This window comes from Streptomyces sp. NPDC059499, assembly GCF_042749285.1.
Classification (GTDB): domain Bacteria; phylum Actinomycetota; class Actinomycetes; order Streptomycetales; family Streptomycetaceae; genus Streptomyces.
In genome coordinates this window covers 670,892-688,262 of sequence record NZ_JBHYTT010000003.1, presented here as the reverse complement: position 1 = coordinate 688,262, position 17,371 = coordinate 670,892, and the positions used below count along the sequence as shown (strand labels likewise).

General features: G+C 72.6%; 8 protein-coding genes. 6 read left to right on the top strand and 2 right to left on the bottom strand.

All coding sequences use genetic code 11. The features are described from left to right. Positions 1-25 precede the first annotated feature (25 nt). Positions 26-3,421 carry a CDP-glycerol glycerophosphotransferase family protein gene (locus ACFW9O_RS11795; RefSeq protein WP_384607788.1) on the bottom strand — a complete coding sequence of 1,132 codons (3,396 nt, stop codon included), beginning with the start codon at positions 3,419-3,421 and terminating at the stop codon, positions 26-28. A 101-nt stretch (positions 3,422-3,522) separates the two neighbouring features. On the opposite strand from ACFW9O_RS11795, the gene ACFW9O_RS11790 reads away from it, so the two are divergent. The 6 genes from ACFW9O_RS11790 (at position 3,523) to ACFW9O_RS11765 (ending at position 14,896) form a co-directional block, all read left to right on the top strand. Next, positions 3,523-5,571, top strand: a complete 2,049-nt coding sequence (locus ACFW9O_RS11790; protein WP_384607786.1) for a CDP-glycerol glycerophosphotransferase family protein — start codon at positions 3,523-3,525, stop codon at positions 5,569-5,571. A 101-nt stretch (positions 5,572-5,672) separates the two neighbouring features. Then, the gene (locus ACFW9O_RS11785; protein ID WP_351176329.1) at positions 5,673-6,407 is read left to right on the top strand and encodes a methyltransferase domain-containing protein; all 735 of its coding nucleotides are present in this window, start codon (positions 5,673-5,675) and stop codon (positions 6,405-6,407) included. An 11-nt stretch (positions 6,408-6,418) separates the two neighbouring features. Next, a complete protein-coding gene (locus tag ACFW9O_RS11780) occupies positions 6,419-7,333 on the top strand; it encodes a TylF/MycF/NovP-related O-methyltransferase (RefSeq protein WP_384607783.1) in 915 nt (304 codons plus the stop codon). A gap of 119 nt (positions 7,334-7,452) precedes the next feature. After that, entirely contained in the window at positions 7,453-10,908 is a 3,456-nt protein-coding gene (locus ACFW9O_RS11775) for a CDP-glycerol glycerophosphotransferase family protein (protein WP_384607780.1), read from the top strand. Then, positions 10,905-13,751 carry a CDP-glycerol glycerophosphotransferase family protein gene (locus tag ACFW9O_RS11770; RefSeq protein ID WP_384607777.1) on the top strand — a complete coding sequence of 949 codons (2,847 nt, stop codon included), beginning with the start codon at positions 10,905-10,907 and terminating at the stop codon, positions 13,749-13,751. The genes ACFW9O_RS11775 and ACFW9O_RS11770 overlap by 4 nt, the downstream gene beginning before the upstream one ends. Beyond that, positions 13,748-14,896 (top strand): glycosyltransferase, encoded by a 1,149-nt coding sequence (locus ACFW9O_RS11765; protein WP_384607774.1) that lies wholly within the window; start codon positions 13,748-13,750, stop codon positions 14,894-14,896. Before ACFW9O_RS11770 ends, ACFW9O_RS11765 begins: the two co-directional genes overlap by 4 nt. Positions 14,897-14,962: 66 nt before the next feature. Here ACFW9O_RS11765 and ACFW9O_RS11760 read toward each other — a convergent pair whose 3' ends face one another. Further along, on the bottom strand, positions 14,963-17,203 hold the full coding sequence (locus tag ACFW9O_RS11760) for a CDP-glycerol glycerophosphotransferase family protein (protein ID WP_384607771.1): 2,241 nt from the start codon (positions 17,201-17,203) through the stop codon (positions 14,963-14,965). Positions 17,204-17,371 lie beyond the last annotated feature (168 nt).

Genomic DNA, 17,371 nt, shown 5'->3' with positions numbered 1-17,371 from the left:
GGGCCGCCGGGACGGCCGGCCGTGCTCAGGCGCCGTCGCCGAGCAGGCGGTCCGCGACCCGGCCCGCCGCCCCGCCGTCGTCGAGGTCGCAGTGTTCCCGCCGGAAGCTCTCCCGCGCGTCCGCGTGCAGGGCTGCCGTCGCCGGGGTGGCCCGCAGGGCCCGTGCCACCTCGTTCGTGGTGACGAGCAGGGGGCCCGGCGCACGGGCCTCGAAGTCCAGACAGAAGCCGCGCACGGTGTCCCGGTAGTGCTCCAGGTCGTAGGTGTGGAAGAGCACCGGGCGGCCGGTGAGTGCGAAGTCGAACACCAGGCCCGCGTAGTCCGTGACCAGGACATCGGCGATCAGCAGCAGCTCCGCGGTGCGGAGGTGCGTGGAGACGTCGCGCAGCGCCGGGTCGGCCGGCAGGCTGCCCGTCACCCGCGGATGCCTGCTGACGAGGACCGTGGTGCGACCGTCGAGCTCCCCCACCAGCGCCGGCAGGTCCAGTGCGGGCTCCCAGCGGTACAGCCGGGGCGAACCGGCCGGCAGGCTGCCCGGGGCGTGGGCGAGATGGTCGCGGTACGTCGGGGCGTACAGCACGACGCGGTCGCCCTCCGGGATGCCGAGCTGCCGGCGTACCCGTTCGGCGGTCTTGTCCCGCCCCGCCGCGAACAGCAGGTCATTGGCGGGTGAACCCGCCTCCAGGACCTCCCCGCCGTAGGCCAGGGCGCGCCGCAGGTGCGGGGTGGCGAAGCGGCTGGGGGAGACCAGGACCGACCACTGGGCGGAGCGGTGCGGCAGTGAGGCGAGGTCCTGGTGGTCGGCGTACAGGGTGTCGGCCAGGTCCAGGCCGAACCGGCCCAGCGGGGTGCCGTGCCAGGTCTGCACGACCGTCTGCTCCGGACGGCGCTCGAACCAGGCGGGCAGCGGACCGTCGGTGACGATCCGGCGGGCCCGCGCCAGCGCCTCGTACCAGGCGGTGCCGTGCTCCACGACGGGAGCGGCGGTGGGAGGTACCCGGTCCTCGCCCGCGGCGGATCCGTCGGTGACCCACAGGTGCTCGACATCGGTGCACCGGCGGACGAGCTCGGCGTGCACGGCGCGCGGGGAGTCACCGCCGGCGTACAGGACGGCGTCCCGGAGCGGCATCCCGCGCTGCGCCGGATAGTGCGCCGTACGCAGTCGGCCCTGGCGGTACGCCCCCCGCTCGGACTCTCCGAGCGCAGGTTCCGCGTGCACGGTCAGCCGGTCGCCGTGACGGCGGTCGAGCCGGAAGCCGGGGGCGGACCCGGCCGTCGGCCCGGCGGCGTGGACCGGTAGCCGGGCGGCGAGCGCTGCCCCCACGCGTACGGGCCTGCCGTCCAGGTGTACCTCCCAGTCGCCCTCGCGGGGCGGGCGGGGGAGCAGCGCGGCGAACCTGTCCCCCCGCCGTTCGGCGGGGACGGCCACCGTCCCGCCCAGGGTGCTGTGCCGCAGGACGAGCTCCCCCGGGGTGTGGGGGAACCCCTCGATGAGCAGCCCGCCGCCGGGCGCGGGCTCCGCGTGGTCCACGAGCGGGTGGCCGGCCACATCGACCACCAGGTGGCCCGCCGCGTCCGCGAGGGCCGGTGGCGGCAGGTCCGGGGCAGCGGCGAGCGGGACGTGGACGCCGCCGGTCACGAGGGCGGCGCGCCACCGGGTGCCCGGCTCCTGGGTCACCTCACGGGGGGCGCGGTGCGCACCGGCCGGCTCGGCGGCCAGCCGTGCGAGGGGGATCCGTACGGTGAACCGGCCGTCGTCGCCGTGCCGCACGGGGACGCTGTGCTCGGCCGCTCCGTCCCGGGTCAGTACCAGGGCGGTAGGGCGGGCGGTCCCGTGCAGCAGGCCGGTCAACTCCAGGGTGTCGCGCCCGCCGTCGTGCGTGAGGGCCAGGGCGGGCAGCTGCGTGACGGTCAGTTCGAGCCTGCCGTCCCGGTAGCCGAGCACCGCCCGCCGCCCGCCCTCCAGGTCGTGGACGAGCGGTTGTGCGGAGGCGGCGTCCACCGCGCGCAGGGCCGCCCGCCGCACGACGCCGTGTCCGGCCACCACCACACCCACCAGCCGGCTGCCCGGTCCCAGCCGCTCCGGGTCCAGGACCATGTCGAAGCCCGCGTAGTCGTAGCAGTGCAGCTCCTGACCGGAGTCGGCGGTCGCCCCGGGCATCCGGACCGTGCGTACGGGCACGGCCCGCAGCCGCCTGCTTCCGGCCGTACGGAGCACTCCCGCCTTCAGCGAGTGCCGGGCCGACTCCGCCGGGAGGTTGCGGATGTACGCGTACCCGCGGAGTGTCAGCTTCCCGTCCTCACCCCAGGCGGCCCCCACCAGCCGCGCCACCACGGGGAGATCGCCCCGGCCCAGCCGTGCCCCGGCGCCCTTGCCGCCGGAGACCTCCGGGTGCGTCGCCCGGCGCCGCCCCGGCAGGCCCTTCACCGCGAACGTCCCCACTCCGTTGGTCCGTTCGAAGGCGAGGACGGCCAGCAGTTCGTCCAGCCTGCGCTCGCGCACCAGCTGCCACCTGATGCGGGCCTCGGCCGGCAGCCCGGCCGGCACGGCGCTGTCCGCACGGTCGAGGAAGGCGCCCGCGCCGGCCATGAACGCCGCGCGGTAGGCGGGGCCGCCCATGGTGAGCCCCTCCAGGAAGTACACGAAGTCGTCGCGCAGACAGGACGCGTCGTACCGCCGCTGCTGCACGGGGTCGCGGTCCGCCAGGAACGCGCTGACCTGTTCACAGGCCTCGATCCGGTCCCGTACGCCCTTCACGTCCGTACGCCGCCGGGTGATCGACCCCTCCCGCACCCGCCAGTAGTAGACGTGTTCGCGCAGCACGTCCACCGATCCGGCGAGGTAGTGCGCCGGGATCATCACGGGGGTGTCCTCGTAGAGCTTTCCCACGGGGAAGGCGAAAGCGTGCCGGTCCCAGAAGGAGCGCCGGAACACCTTGTTCCAGGCGACCCGGTCGGACAGCAGCCGGGCGTCGCGGGTGATGTGGGTACGGGGGTGGTCGGCGGTCAGCCACCGGTACTGCCAGGCCTGTTGCCTTCCCTGCTCGTTCAGCCGCCACACGTTGCCCGTCGCCAGGTCGGAGCCGGTCGACTCCAGGGACGCCACCATCCGTTCGTACGCGTCGTGCACGACGATGTCGTCGCTGTCGGCGAACGCCAGGTAGGGGACGCCGGGGGTGGTGCGGGCGACCCCCGTGTTGCGGGCGGCGCTCAGTCCCGCGTTGGGCTGGTGGACGCAGCGGAAGCGCGCGTCCCGGCGGGCGAAGTCCTCCGCGATCCGGCGGCTGCCGTCCGTCGAGCCGTCGTCGACGAGCACCACTTCGAGCGCGTCGAGGGACTGGCCGGCCAGGGAGGCGAGGCACTCCTCCAGGTACTCCTCGACGTTGTGCACGGGGACGACGACGCTGAGGAGTGGCTTCATGTACGGCTCAACCCGGGTGAGCGCCCCGGGTCACCGGCGCTAACCCGAACGGGTGAATGTTCGTCCCGGGGGGTGCGGGGTCCGCACTACGCTCGGCTGCCATGCTCCTCAGTGTTGTCGTGCCCGTCCACCGCGTTCAGGGGTACCTGAGGGCGGCCCTGGAGTCCGTGATCGCCCAGTCGTTACGGGACTGGGAGCTGATCGCCGTCGATACCGGCCCGCCGGACGGCGGCCTGGCCATCGCACAGGAGTTCGCCGATCGGGACTCCCGGGTGCGCGTGCTGCACAGGGACGGTCCCGGAGCGCCGGCCGCTCCCGGAGACCTCGGCGCTCCGGGGGGCCCGGGCGGTCCCGGTGGTCTGGGCGCCGCCCGCAACGCCGGGGCCGCCGAGGCGCGCGGAACCTACCTGCTGTTCCTCGACGGGGACGCCCTGCTGCTTCCGGGCGCGCTGGCGGAGATCGCGGAACGGGTGGCGGCGGACCGGCCGGACGTACTGAGCCTCGGCCACGACCGCGTCGACTGGTGGGGCGAGGTCCTGCCGGGAGACGCTCTTACCGCGGCCCGCAAGCAGCTCTTCCGCCGCGCGTTCTGGACCGCCCACGGGCTGCGCTTCACCGAGGGGCCGTACGACGACGTCGTGCCCGTCCACCGTGCGGCCCTCCTCGCCTCCGACGCGGGCACCCTCGCCGCACTCGACCGGGTCTGTGTGCGCCACCACCTGCGCCGCACCGGCACGTTCGCCACGACACCCGGCCGCGCGCACTTCGCCGTCATCGACGTGTACGGGCATCTGGTCGCCGAGACCGGCGGCGACCCCCGGATCCGGGCCGCCCGCACCGCGTACCTGAGAGCGGTGCTCGACGACCCCGGCCGGATCGCCCCCGCCGACCGCGCGGATTTCTTCCGCGCCGCGGGGCTCCCCGGCCGGTACGCCGCACACCGCGCCAGGGGAGCCGTCCTGGCCCGGCGCACGCGGGCGCGAGCCGCCCTGCGCGCGGGCAGGAAGTCGCTGCGCGCCCGCGTGATGCGGGCCGTCTACCGACTGGACCTGAGGCGGCCGCTGGACCCCGGCCTCGCCGTGTACGGGGCCTACTGGAACCGGGGCGTCGCCTGCAATCCGGCCGCGATCTACGCCAAGGCCCGTGAACTCGTCCCGCACATCCGCGGGGTCTGGGTCGTCTCCTCCCGCCACCGCGACCGGATGCCGCCCGGGGTGCCGTACGTGATCGAGGGCTCCCGCGCCTACTGGCGGACCATGGCCACCGCCACGTACCTCGTCAACAACTCCAGCTTCCCCGGGGGCTTCACCAAACGCCCCGGCCAGATCTACCTGCAGACCCACCACGGGACGCCGCTGAAGACCATGGGCCTGGACCAGCGCCCGTATCCCGCCCTCACCGGCGGTGTCAGCTTCGAGCGGATCGTGGCCCACACCGACCAGTGGGACTTCAGCCTGTCGTCCAACCCGCACACCACCGAGGTCTGGGACCGGGTCTACCCCTCCTCGTACGAGCACCTGCCGCTCGGCTATCCGCGCAACGACATCCTCTTCACGGCCACCCGGGAGCGGACCGAGGAGATCCGGGCCGGTCTCGGCATCGCCCCCGGCCGGACCGTCCTGCTGTACGCGCCGACCCACCGCGACTACCGGAAGGGCTTCGTCCCCCGCCTCGACCTGGAGCGCCTCGCCCGCGCTCTGGGGCCGGAGTACGTGGTGCTGGTGCGGGCCCACTACTTCTACGGGCGCGCGGCCGGACCGGTCGTGGGGGAGCGGGTCGTCGACGTCACCGGACACCCGCGGGTCGAGGAGCTCTTCCTGGCCTCCGACGGGCTGATCACCGACTACTCGTCCCTGATGTTCGACTACGCCTGCCTGGACCGCCCGATCATCACCTACGCGCCGGACTGGGCCGCCTACCGTGCCGCACGCGGCACGTACGTCGATCTGTTTTCCGGCCGCCCCGGCGACGCCCCGGGGGCCGTCGCCACCACGGAGGACGAGCTGCGGGAGCTGCTCCTCGGCGGGGAGTGGCGGTCTCCGGACGCGGCCGTGCTGCGTGCCGCGTTCCGCAGCCGGTTCTGCCCGTACGACGACGGGCACGCGGCGGAACGCGTGGTGCGGCGGGTTTTCCCCGCCGTCCCGGAGTGAACCCCGCACTCACCCGCAGGAGGCGATCCCTCCGTGCCCCTGCGTGCCCCTGCGTCGTTGTGTCCAACAGCGCGCGCACACCGCAACGTTGGGAGAAGGCCATGCACAGGTCCGCCTACGAGCAGATGGAACTCTGCATCCAGGAGTATCTGCCCAAGTCCCGCAGGCACCGCGTGGTCGACCTCGGTTCGCGGATCTCCGGCAAGCAGACCCGTACGCACCGGGGGCTGCTGGCGGGCCATGACATCGACTACTTCGGTGTCGACGTGCTCGACGGGCCCAACGTCGACGCCGTGATGGGGCGGCCCTACCGGATCCCCGCCAAGTCACGCAGTGCCGATGTCGTCCTGTCCGGCCAGGCGTTCGAGCACATTCCGTTCTTCTGGGTGTCGATGCTGGAGATCGCGCGGGTGCTGAAGCCCGGCGGCTACGCCTTCATCACCGCCCCCTCGCGCGGGCACGCCCACGATGCGCAGGACTGCTGGCGCTACTACCCCGACGGGTTCCGTGCGATGGCCGCGCACTCGCGCCTCGAACTCTGCGAGGCGTATACGGACTTCCCGCCCACGAAGGGCATCTGGCACGACTACGGGTCCATCGACACGAAGGCCGCCTACTGGGGCGACTCCGTCGGCGTCTTCCGAAGGCCGCAGGGTCATCCCCGGCCGGTGGCCCGGCTGAGGAACCGGCTGGCGATGTTCGCCGTGCGGGAGACGGCCGTGTGGTGGGCCAACCGGGTCGGTGGAGTGGACCGGGTGCCGCTGCCGCGTCCGCTGGACGGGCGTGAGCGGTGCGGGCGCCCGGAGAGCCGGCCCGTCACATCAACGACAGGTTGACGAAAGATGACATGAGCCGCAAAACGCGCGTACCCTCCGGCGGCATGGCTTGGCGCAACGCCGTCAACGGCGTCCTTCAGCAACTCACCGGGTACCAGCTCAGTCGCGCGGCCGTGCCCGCTCCCCGCTCCGCCCCGGCACCGACGACGGGCGGCACGGCGGACCGGCAGCCGGGGACGGCGGTCCCGACGGACCGGCCCGCGGCGAAACTGCCCGCGGCGGCGAAGAAGCCGGCAGCCAAGGCCGCGCCCCGGTTCCCGGCGGACTACGACGACGAGGCGAAGGACATCATCCGTGCGGTGAAGCCGTACACGATGACCTCGCCGGAGCGGCTCAACGCCTTCGTCCTCGCCACCCGGCACATCGTCAAGCACGACATCCCCGGCGACATCGTCGAGTGCGGTGTCTGGCGCGGCGGTTCCATGCAGGCCTGCGCCAAGACGCTGTTGTCGCTCGGTGAGACCGGTCGCGACCTGTACCTCTTCGACACGTACGAGGGCATGACCCCGCCCACCGCGGAGGACCTGCGGCGTGACGGCCGGCCGGCCCAGGAGCTCCTGGACGCCCAGGGCAGGGACCGGCCGATCTGGGCGGTGGCCTCGCTGGAGGACGTACAGGCGGGGTTCGAGAGCGTCCCGTATCCGAAGGACCGGGTCCACTACGTGCAGGGCAAGGTCGAGGACACCGTCCCGGAGCAGGCGCCCGGGCAGATCTCGATCCTCCGGCTGGACACCGACTGGTACGCCTCGACCAAGCACGAGCTGGAGCACCTCTACTCGCGTCTGGTGAGTGGCGGGGTGCTCCTGATCGACGACTACGGTTACTGGCAGGGTTCGCGCCAGGCCGTCGACGAGTTCCTGGACGAGACCGGCGCACAGCTGCTGCTGCTGCGCATGGACGAGGGCCGGATCGCCGTCAAGCCCTGAGCGGTCCGCCGGTACACGCGAGCCCCGTGCCTCCCCGGCACGGGGCTCGTTCGTTAAGCAGAAGACCTGTTGCAGAAGACCAGTTGAGGTTGTCCGCCCGGAAGGATCGTGCGCAGCGCATGGCACCCCGTCTCACCGTCGTCGTCCCGCTCTACAACGTCGAGGAGTACCTCGGAGCCTGCCTGGACTCGCTGGCCGAACAGACCATGACCGATCTCGAGGTGGTCATGGTCGACGACGGTTCGACCGACAACAGTGCCGGTGTGGCACTGGAGTTCTCCAGGAGGGACTCGCGGTTCCGGCTGATCAGGCAGGAGAACGCCGGGCTCGGCGCCGCGCGCAACGCCGGGGCCGGACAGGCGCACCCGGACGCGGAGTTCCTGGCGTTCGTCGACAGCGACGACATCGTCCCGCCCGGCGCCTACGAGCGGATGCTCGGTGAACTCGACAGTTCCGGCTCGGACTTCGCCACGGGGAACGTGCTCAGGCTGCGTGCGAACGGCGCGCTCGAACAGTCCCCGATGTTCCGCAAGCCGATGGAGAGGGCACGCAGGGCCACGCACGTCACCCGGGACTGGATCCTGCTCGGCGACCGCATCGCCTGCAACAAGGTGTTCCGCAGGTCGTTCTGGGACCTGCACTCCTTCGCCTTCCCGGCCGGAGTCCTGTACGAGGACATCGCGGTGGTCCTCCCCGCGTACTTCCTGGCCCGCTCCGTTGACGTCGTCGAGGAGCCCGTCTACCACTGGCGGGACCGCGACGGTTCGATCACCACCCGGCGCGCGGTGGCCAGGGGCATCCGCGACCGGGTCACCGCGGTCTCCACCGTGAGCCGGTTCCTCGCCGACCGCGGCATGACGGAAGCCCGGCGCCGCTACCACGAGCACGTGCTCTCCGGCGATCTGTGGCTGTTCATCGAGGCGCTCCCGGACGGCGACGCCGCCTTCCGGGAGGCCTTCCTCACGCACGCGAACGCCTTCGCCGACACCGTCGAACAGGCCGTCCTGGACGCGCTGCCCCTGCATCTGCGGGTCAAGTGGCAGCTGATCCGGGAACGCAGGATGACGGAGCTGCTCGCGCTCCTCGGCCATGAGTCACGCGACCGGGACACCTTCCACGTCCGTGGCCTGCTGCGCCCGAGGGCCCAGTACCCGGGCGTCGAGGGAACTCTCCCGCGCCGCGTCACCGCGCTCACCGGCGCGGACCTCCCCGTGCACGCGCATCTCACCGAGGCCGTGTGGCGGGACGGGCAGCTGCACCTCAAGGGGTACGCGTACGTCCGCAACGCCCCGGGGAAGTCGGCCGGGGCCGGCTGGCTCAGGTCGGGCAGACGGCTGATTCCGCTCCGGATGCGTACGACGGCGACGGACGAGGCGGCGGCGGGATCGGGGCGGTCGCTGCACCACTACGAACGGTCCGGATTCGAGACCGTCGTCGACCCTCGCCGGCTCGCCGCCCGAGGGACGGGCCGGGGCACCCGGACGGTCTGGAAGCTGGAGTCCGTCGTCGTCGGCGGGGGACGGCCGCGCCGGGGGCCGATGCGGCTGCTCGGCAATCCGGCGGCACCGGCGGTGCGGTACGTCGACGAGCGCACCCGGATCGTCCCCGTGCTCTCCGGGAACAAGCTGGAGCTGCGGGCCGAGCGGATCGGCGCCGTCCTCGCCGGCCACCGGGCGACGGTCGACGGCGACGGTGTCCGGATCGCGGTACGGCTTCTCAGGGGCGGGGCGCCGACCGCCCTGCGGATCCAGGAGTGGCGCACGAAGGAGACCCGGGAGTTCCCCCTGGTGCTCAGCGAGGAGGGGGCGGGCCCGGACACCGTCTTCGCCGAGGTGCCGCTCGACGCCTTCCGGGGCTCCGACGGCGACTGGGGTGTCCAACTGGTCGGAGGGGGAGGCCGGCTGACGGTGGCCGCCCGCCCGGAGACCGAAGCCGGCCGGTATCCGCTGGCCGGGGGCCGTGAACTGTATGCCGCGGCCAACCCCTCCGGCGACCTGGTCCTCACCGACCGGACCGTGCAGGCCGTCGCCGTACGCCTGTCGTGGACGGACGGCGACGGTCTCGTCGTCGAGGGGAGTCTCCCGGTGGCCGCGGGCCGCCGGGCGGAGCTGTGCCTGCGCCACAGCGGTCACCAGGAGGAGGCCGCCTTCGCCGTGGAGCGTGTGGACGCCGGATTCCGTGCGGTGCTCTCTCCCGCGGCCGTCGAGGGAACCTGGGGCACCCTCCCGCTCGCCGAGGGCCGTTGGCACCCCTTCCTGCGCGAGCAGGGCGAGAGGGACCCGGAGAACTACCTGCCGCTGCGTGTGGCACCCCAGCTCCACGCCGGTCTGCCGATGCACCGGGAGTCCGGGGGGCGCGCCTTCACCGTGGAGCGCCTCTCGCACGACCGGCTCGCACTGCGGTCCGGGAGCGCCCTGGATGTCCGGGACCGGGGCGCCTACGGGCAGCGCCGGCTGCGCGAGCGCTACGCAGCCGCGCGCGGAGGGGACCTGCGTCCGGCCGTGCTGTACTCCAGCTTCGACGGGCGCCAGTACTCGGACTCGCCGCGTGCCGTGCACGAGGAGCTGGCGCGGCGCGCCACCGGTGCCGAGCACCTCTGGGTGGTCCGCGACCAGCAGGCCGCCGTGCCCCCCGGGGTCCGCGCCGTGACCCTGTACAGCGCCGAGTGGTACGAGGCACTGGCCCGCAGCCGCTGGATCGTCACCAACACACAGCTGCCGGAGTGGTTCGAACGGGCCGAGGGCCAGTTCGTCGTGCAGACCTGGCACGGCACCCCCCTCAAGCGCATCGGCCAGGACTTGGCAGGCAGCTCCTGCGCGGACACCGCGTACATGGCGTCCCTGCCGCGGCGGGCCGCCCAGTGGAGTGTCCTCGTGTCCCCGAACAGCTTCTCCACCCCGGTCCTGCGCCGTGCCTTCGGCCACACCGGTGAGGTACTGGAGTGCGGCTACCCGCGCAACGACCTGCTGTACGCCCCCGACCGGGAGAAGGTCGCGGCCTCCGTACGGGAGTCGCTCGGTGTACCCGAGGGCAGGCGCGTCGTCCTGTACGCCCCCACGTGGCGCGAGGACGGGCCCAGACGGAGCGGCCGGTACGGCCTCGATCTCCAACTGGACCTGGAACAGGCACAGAAGGCACTCGGTGACGACCACGTCCTGCTGCTGCGCCGCCACTACATGGTCGGCGGGAGCGTCCCGGAGAGCGACTTCGTCCGCGATGTGTCGCGCTATCCGGACGTCGCCGGACTGATGCTGATCAGCGATGTCCTGGTCACGGACTACTCGTCCCTGATGTTCGACTTCGCGCAGACCGGCCGGCCGATGCTCTTCCACACCTACGACCTGGAGCACTACCGCGACACCCTGCGCGGCTTCTGCTTCGACTTCGAGGCCAGGGCCCCCGGCCCGCTGATCCCCACCTCGGCCGGTGTCGTCGATGCCCTGCGCGACCCGGAGGGTGCGATCGCCGGCCACCGTGACGCGTACGCCCGGTTCCGTGAGTCGTTCTGCGATCTCGACGACGGTACGGCGGCGGCGCAGGTCGTGGACCTGATGCTGAAGGGGGCGCAGGCGTGAACGCCCCCGACTTCAGCTGTGTGGTCACCGCTGCCGCGGACTCCACGGACGCCGCGGCCCTGCGTGCGTCCGTGGAGTCCGTGCTCGACCAGAGCCTCCGTTCCGTCGAGGTTCTCGTCGTCCTGCCCGCGGACGGCGACGCCACCGTCCGCGCGGCGGCCGAATCCCTCACCGGGCTCTCCCCGGACCGGGTCCGTCTCCTCGTCGCCGAGCCGCCGGCCCGCTCCACCGCCGCTCTGCGCAACACCGGCCTGGACGCGGCCCGGGGCACCTACGTCCTCGTGCTCGGCGGCGGCGAACGCCTCCAGCGGCACGCCTGCCGCGCCCTCCTGGAGGCCGGCACGCGCACCCGCGCCGACCTGGTCGCCGGGTGCTGGAGCCGGCTGACCGGGGACGGGGTGAAGGAACAGGAACCGGCCTGGCAGCAGACGCTGTTCGCCCGCTCGCGGACTCTCGCCCGATTCACCGACGCCCCCGAACTCTCCGTGCACGACGCGCTCGTGACGGGCTTCTGCCTGCGCCGCGAGGCCCGGGAGCGGCACGGGCTGCGCTACGACGAGGACCTCACCCACAGCGAGATCATGTTCGGCCCCCTGGCGGCGGCGGTGGTCGGCCGGATCGCGCTGGTGCGCCGCCGGATCGTCTCCGGGCAGGCATTACCCGACCGCGGCCCGGGACTCGCAGGACTCGTCGAGGCCCACCGGCGTGTGTGCCACGTGCTGGTGGCCCAGGGGCTCACCGAGCTGTGCGAGCAGCGCGAGCGGGCCTTTTTGACCGACCGTCTCGTGCCGCTGGTGCGGTTGTTCCCGGAGCTGCCCGCCGCCGAGCGCGACCGGATCGCCCGGAGGGCGGCCAGAGTCCTGCCGGAGTGCGTACCCGAACCCGCCCTGCTCACCCTGGCGCCCGTCGAACGCGTGGGTGTCCGGCTGCTGGAGCGCGGTGACGCGGACGGGGTGCTGGCGGCGGCGTACGCGCTGCGCAGGCGGGGCACGGTGGCCGCACCGCTCACCGCGGGGGACGACGGGCGGGTGTACTGGCAGGGCGAGGAGCGGGATCCCGCACTGGACGTCACCGAACTCGGCCACCAGCACCGTACGTTCGGTGAGCTGAAGCTGATGAACAGACTCACCCGGTACGAGACCGGGGGCGGCCGGGTCCTCCTCGAGGGCCGCCTCGTCCTGCCCGCGCACACGGGCCCGGGGGACTCTCCGAGCGCCCGGCTCGAGTTCCGGGTACGGGACGGCTCCCGCACGTTCGGCCTGCCGGTCGACGAACTCCGGCGCGACGCCACCGGAATCAGCTGGCGGACCCGCGCCGACCTCACCCGGATCCTGCGCCCCCTCGGGGCCCGCGACACCGTGTGGGACGCCAGGATGGTGCTGGAGGACGGCCCGGTGCGCTCGGTCAGCGACCTGTTCGCAGCCCACGACCTCGTGGGCCCGGCGGACCGCTCTCCCGCCCTGCCCCGCCTCGGCCGGGCAGCCGGGGACACCTGGCAGCCCTATGTCACGCTCAAGGACCACCTGGCGCTCCGGCTCGAAGCCCGCCGACGCCCCGCCCGCACGGTGCGGCGACTGGTCCACTACGCGACCCACTTCCGCCCCGCACGCAGGGCGAGGCTCCTGACGCGCGCCCTGGGCAGGCGCCGCGACCGGCTGCACGCCCGGGGGCTGAAGGTCTCCGTCTACCACTCCTGGTTCCTTCGGCTGCCCGTACGCAAGGGGTCCGTGGTCTTCGAGAGCCACATGGGCACGTGTTACGGCGACAGCCCCCGGGCCATTCACGAGGAGGTCCGCGGCAGAGGGCTTCCGCTGCGCTGCGTCTGGTCGTACGAGAGCTCCACGGACGGCTTCCCGGACGGCGCACGGCTCGTACGCCGCTGGTCGTGGCGGTATCTGTGGGCGCTGGCCCGGGCCGAGTACTGGGTCGACAACCAGGGCTTCCCGCAGTCCCTGAGCAAGCCCTCCCGCACCACCTACCTGCAGACCTGGCACGGATCGGCGTACAAGCGCATGGGCTTCGACGAGACCCGGGTGCGCCTGCAGAACGCCCCGCAGCGTGAGCGGCTCCAGGATGCGGTGCACCGCTTCGACCACTTCCTCGTCCGCTCCGAGCACGATGTGCGCACCCTCGCCCGCGCCTACCGGCTCCCGGAGAAGGCGCTGCTGCGCACCGGTTATCCGCGCAACGACGTCCTGGTGGCCGCACGTGCCAGGGACGAGGCGGAGGGACGGCTGCCGCGTCCGGCGCTCGCCGGGGAACTGGGCCTGCCCGACCACCGCAAGGTGGTGCTCTACGCGCCGACGTTCCGGGGCGGTCCGGGGAAGCGCAAACGCCGACGGCTGCTGCTGGACGCCGCGCGTTTCGCGGAACGCTTCGGGGACGAGTACACGCTGCTGGTCCGTGCGCACTACCTGGAGGCGGCGAGTCTGCCTCCGTGCCCGCCGGGGACGGTCGTGGACGTCTCCGACCACCACGACGTCAGCGAGCTGCTGGCGCTCGCCGACGTACTGGTCACCGACTACTCGTCGATCATGTTCGACTACGCCCTCCTGGACCGGCCGGTCGTTCTCTTCGCGCCGGACCTCGACGCGTACGCCGCCGAGCGGGGCAGCTACTTCGACCTGCGGGCCAAGGCACCGGGGCCGGTGGTGGAGACCGAGGACGAGCTGTTCGGTGTGCTGGCGCGCCTGAAGGCGGCGGACACCGGTTTCGAGGCGGAACGCAGGTCCTTCGCGAAGGAGTTCGGCGCCTACGACCGGGGAGACGCGGCACGTGCCGTCGTGGACACCGTGTTCGCCCGCCATGTGTCCGACGCGCGTACCGGGGAGGTCGGCCGATGAGCCGCAGCCGTGATGTCTTCATCGTCGCGAACAGCACGGACGAACTCGGGGGTGTCACCGCGTGGATGCACCGGACGGCCCAGCTGTTCCTGGAGCAGGGCCACCGGGTCCACACCATCGGCATCCACGCGGCCGAGCTGAGGATGGCCCTGCCCGAACCGCCGGGCTACCCCGTCACACCGCTGTACCCGGCCCATCCGCCGACCCCCTGGGCCCCCCGGGGGGTGCGGGACCGTTTCCGGTTCACGGCCCGGCGCGACGAGGCGGCCCGTGCGGCCCGCAAACGGCAGGCGGTGGGCCGGCTCTCGGAGATCTTCCGTGGCGCCCGGCCCGGCGGAGTGGTGATCGTCAGCCAGGTCTGGGCGATGGAATGGGTCGGCGAGGCGGACACCGCCGGACTACGGGTCATCGGGATGAGCCATGAGTCCTACGACTACTCCCGTGCGAGTCACCGCTACCGCTGGATCAAGAACCACTACGCGGGGCTCGACCACTGGCTCGTCCTGACCGAGGAGGACGCCGACATCTGGGCGGGCGACGGGATGAACAACGTCGGCTTCATGCCCAACGCCCTGGCCGCCCTGCCCGAAGTGCCCTCCCCGCGCCGCGAGAAGGCGGTGGCGAGCATCGGCAGGCTCACCGACCAGAAGGGCATCGACATGCTCCTGGACACCTGGGCGCTGGTGGCCCCGCGTCGCCCCGACTGGCGTCTGGACGTGTACGGGGCGGGCGAGGACGAGGCGGAGCTGCGGGCACAGTGCGCGGGCCTGGGCCTGGACGGCTCGGTCGGGTGGAAGGGCCGCACGGACGACGTTCCCGGCGCGCTCGCGGCCTCCTCCGTCTTCGTGCAGTCCTCGCGAGGCGAGGGATTCCCGCTGGCGCTGATGGAGGCCATGGCGAGCGGTGTCCCGTGTGCCGCGTTCGACTGCGCACCGGGAGTGCGGGAGATCGTGCGCGACGGTGAGGACGGGCTGCTCGCGCCCGCCGGGGACATCGGCGAACTCGCCGACCGGCTGCTGCGGCTCACCGGCAATCCACGGATGCGGGACGCGATGGGGGACCGGGCCCGGGCCAACGTCCAGCGGTTCTCCGAGGCGGAGATCGTGCGCCGCTGGGAAGAACTGTTCGCGTTCCTGGAGCGCTGAGCGTTCCAGGAACGCCCAGCGCTCCACGGGTGAGGTGTGCGGAGGCGGGTTCGCCCCCCGCACACCTCACCCGTTGGTGTACTCCCGCACGGTCACCTGCCGGGGCACCCCCGTGGGGCCCCGGCCGCCCGTCGGCAGGGGCAGCGGCAGCCCCGAGGTGTCGCCCAGGAAGACCCGGCGCACCACCCGCTCCGCCGCGTGCCCGTCGTCGTACGGGCAGAACCGGGCCCGGAACGCCGCCCGCCGCTGCGCCGAGCGCGGGCCGCGCCAGTGGTCCGTGGCGAAGATCTCGTGCAGCTCGTCCTGGCTGCGCGCCACCGCTCCCGGCGGGAAACCCTCCAGGTCGAAGTAGGTGCCGCGCGCCGCCTCGTAGGCCTGGCTGTCCTCGAGGTGCAGGACGACCGGCCGGTCCAGGTTGACGTAGTCGAACATCAGCGACGAGTAGTCCGTGATCAGTGCGTCCGAGGCGAGACAGAGTTCCTCGACGGAGGGATGGGCGCTGACGTCGATGATCTGCGGGTGAGGGGTGCGTCCGGCGATGGTGCGGGCCGCGGATTCGGTGTCCAGGTAGTGGGAGCGGGCCAGGATCACGAAGTGCGGGCCCAGGACGCGGACGAGCTGGTCCAGGTCCAGGGTGTGCTCCTGGTCGCGCCGGTAGTCGCGGTGCGTCGGGGCGTACAGGACGGCGGTGCTCCCCGCCGGGACGGCCAGGCTCTCGCGGAGCTGCGCGATCCGGGCGGGGCCGGTGCGGCGGAAGACGTCGTTGCGCGGATTGCCGTACTCCAGCGTGGTGTAGCCGGAGGGGTAGGTCCGCTCCCACACGAGGGTGGAGTGCTGGTTGGCGGAGAGCGAGAAGTCCCACTTGTCGACGTTGCTCAGCAGCGTCCCGAAGTCCATGGAGCCGGCCGCGGCGGGACGGTGCACGAGGTCGATGCCCATCGTCTTCAGGGGCGTTCCGTGATGGGTCTGCAGCAGCACCTGGCCGCGGCGCTTCACCAGCCGCCGGTCGAAGTTGACGTTGTTCACGAGGTACTTGGAGCGGGCCAGGGCCGTCCAGTAGGCAAAGGTTCCCGGGTGCAGCACCTGGGTGGCCGCCGGCACGGTGTGCGCGTCCTCGGGGCGGCAGATCCAGGAGGTGCGCAGCCCGGGGACCAGTGCGCGGGCCGTCTCCTCGACGGCTGCGGGGCTGCAGGTGTAGCCGCGGTTCCAGTAGGCGGCGAACACCGCGTCCGAGGGCCGGACCGGAAGGCGCAGCTGGACGCGGTAGTGCAGCTGGAGGACGGCCCCGCGCACCACCCGGCGCAGCGCCGCCGTACCGCGGCGCAGCCGGCCGCGCAGCTGCTGTGCGGACCACAGAGCGCGGTAGGTGCGGTGGGCGCCCAGCCGGAACAGCGCGTGCCGCAGCCGGGCGCGGCGCGGTACGGGGGCGCCCGGGGTGCGGTAGCGGCGGCAGTGGGCGCGGGCGAGGCGGAAGAACTGGCCCCGTGTGCCGCGGGGGAGCCGGCCGCGGGAGGTGAACAGCGTCGAGAAGTGGTCGAGCATCCGGCGGAACATCACCGGTCGCCAGACGGCGAGTTCGGGCCGTGCGTCGATGAAGTCGAAGACCCGTTCGTACTGCTCGAAGACGTCGAAGTGCCTGCGGGTGGTGGTGGAGAGGATGTTGCCCCGGCGCCGCTGGCGGTATCCGACGCAGACCGCGTCCAGGACGGCGATCGATCCGGCGGCCATCAGCACCGGATAGGTCCAGGGGGTGTCCTCGTAGTAGCCGGGCGGGAAGGTGAAGCCCTCGGCCTCGATGAACTCGCGGCGGTAGGCCTTGTTCCAGACGACCATCAGGACCTTGAGCAGCTCGGGGCGTTCCGCGAGCCGGAAGGAGGCGGGTCCGGTCTCGGCGAGGTGCTGGGCGAAGGTGTTGCGTACGCTCTCGCCCGACCAGTACGTGCGGGCGTAGTCGTAGACCAGGACATCGGGGTCGCCGGTCGCGGTGAGCCGGTCGGCGATGGTCTGCAGCGCTTCGGGGGCGAAGGTGTCGTCGCCGTCGAGGAAGAGCAGGTAGTCACCGTTCGCCCTGGCCACCCCGGCGTTGCGGGCCGGTCCGAGACCGGAGTTGTGCGGGAGGTGGACGGCGCTGACCCGGGGGTCGCGGGAGGCGTACTCGTCGGCGATCGGGCCGCAGGCGTCCGGTGAACAGTCGTCGACCACGATGATTTCGTAGTCCTTGAAGGACTGGTTCAGCACGGAGTCGAGACACGCGTGCAGATACGCCTGGACCCGGTACGCGGGCACGATGACACTGAACCGGGGCACAACACATCCAGGGGTCGCTCGCGGGCGGGCAGGTGGCCCGCAAACGGCCGATGGAGTGACTTGGTTACGCCGGATGTGGCATTCGGGGGAAGTACGAGGTAGGGCGGCCCGGTCAGGAGTGACCGGGCCGTCGCGAGGTTGACGAACGTATGTACGTCGATGGTGTGG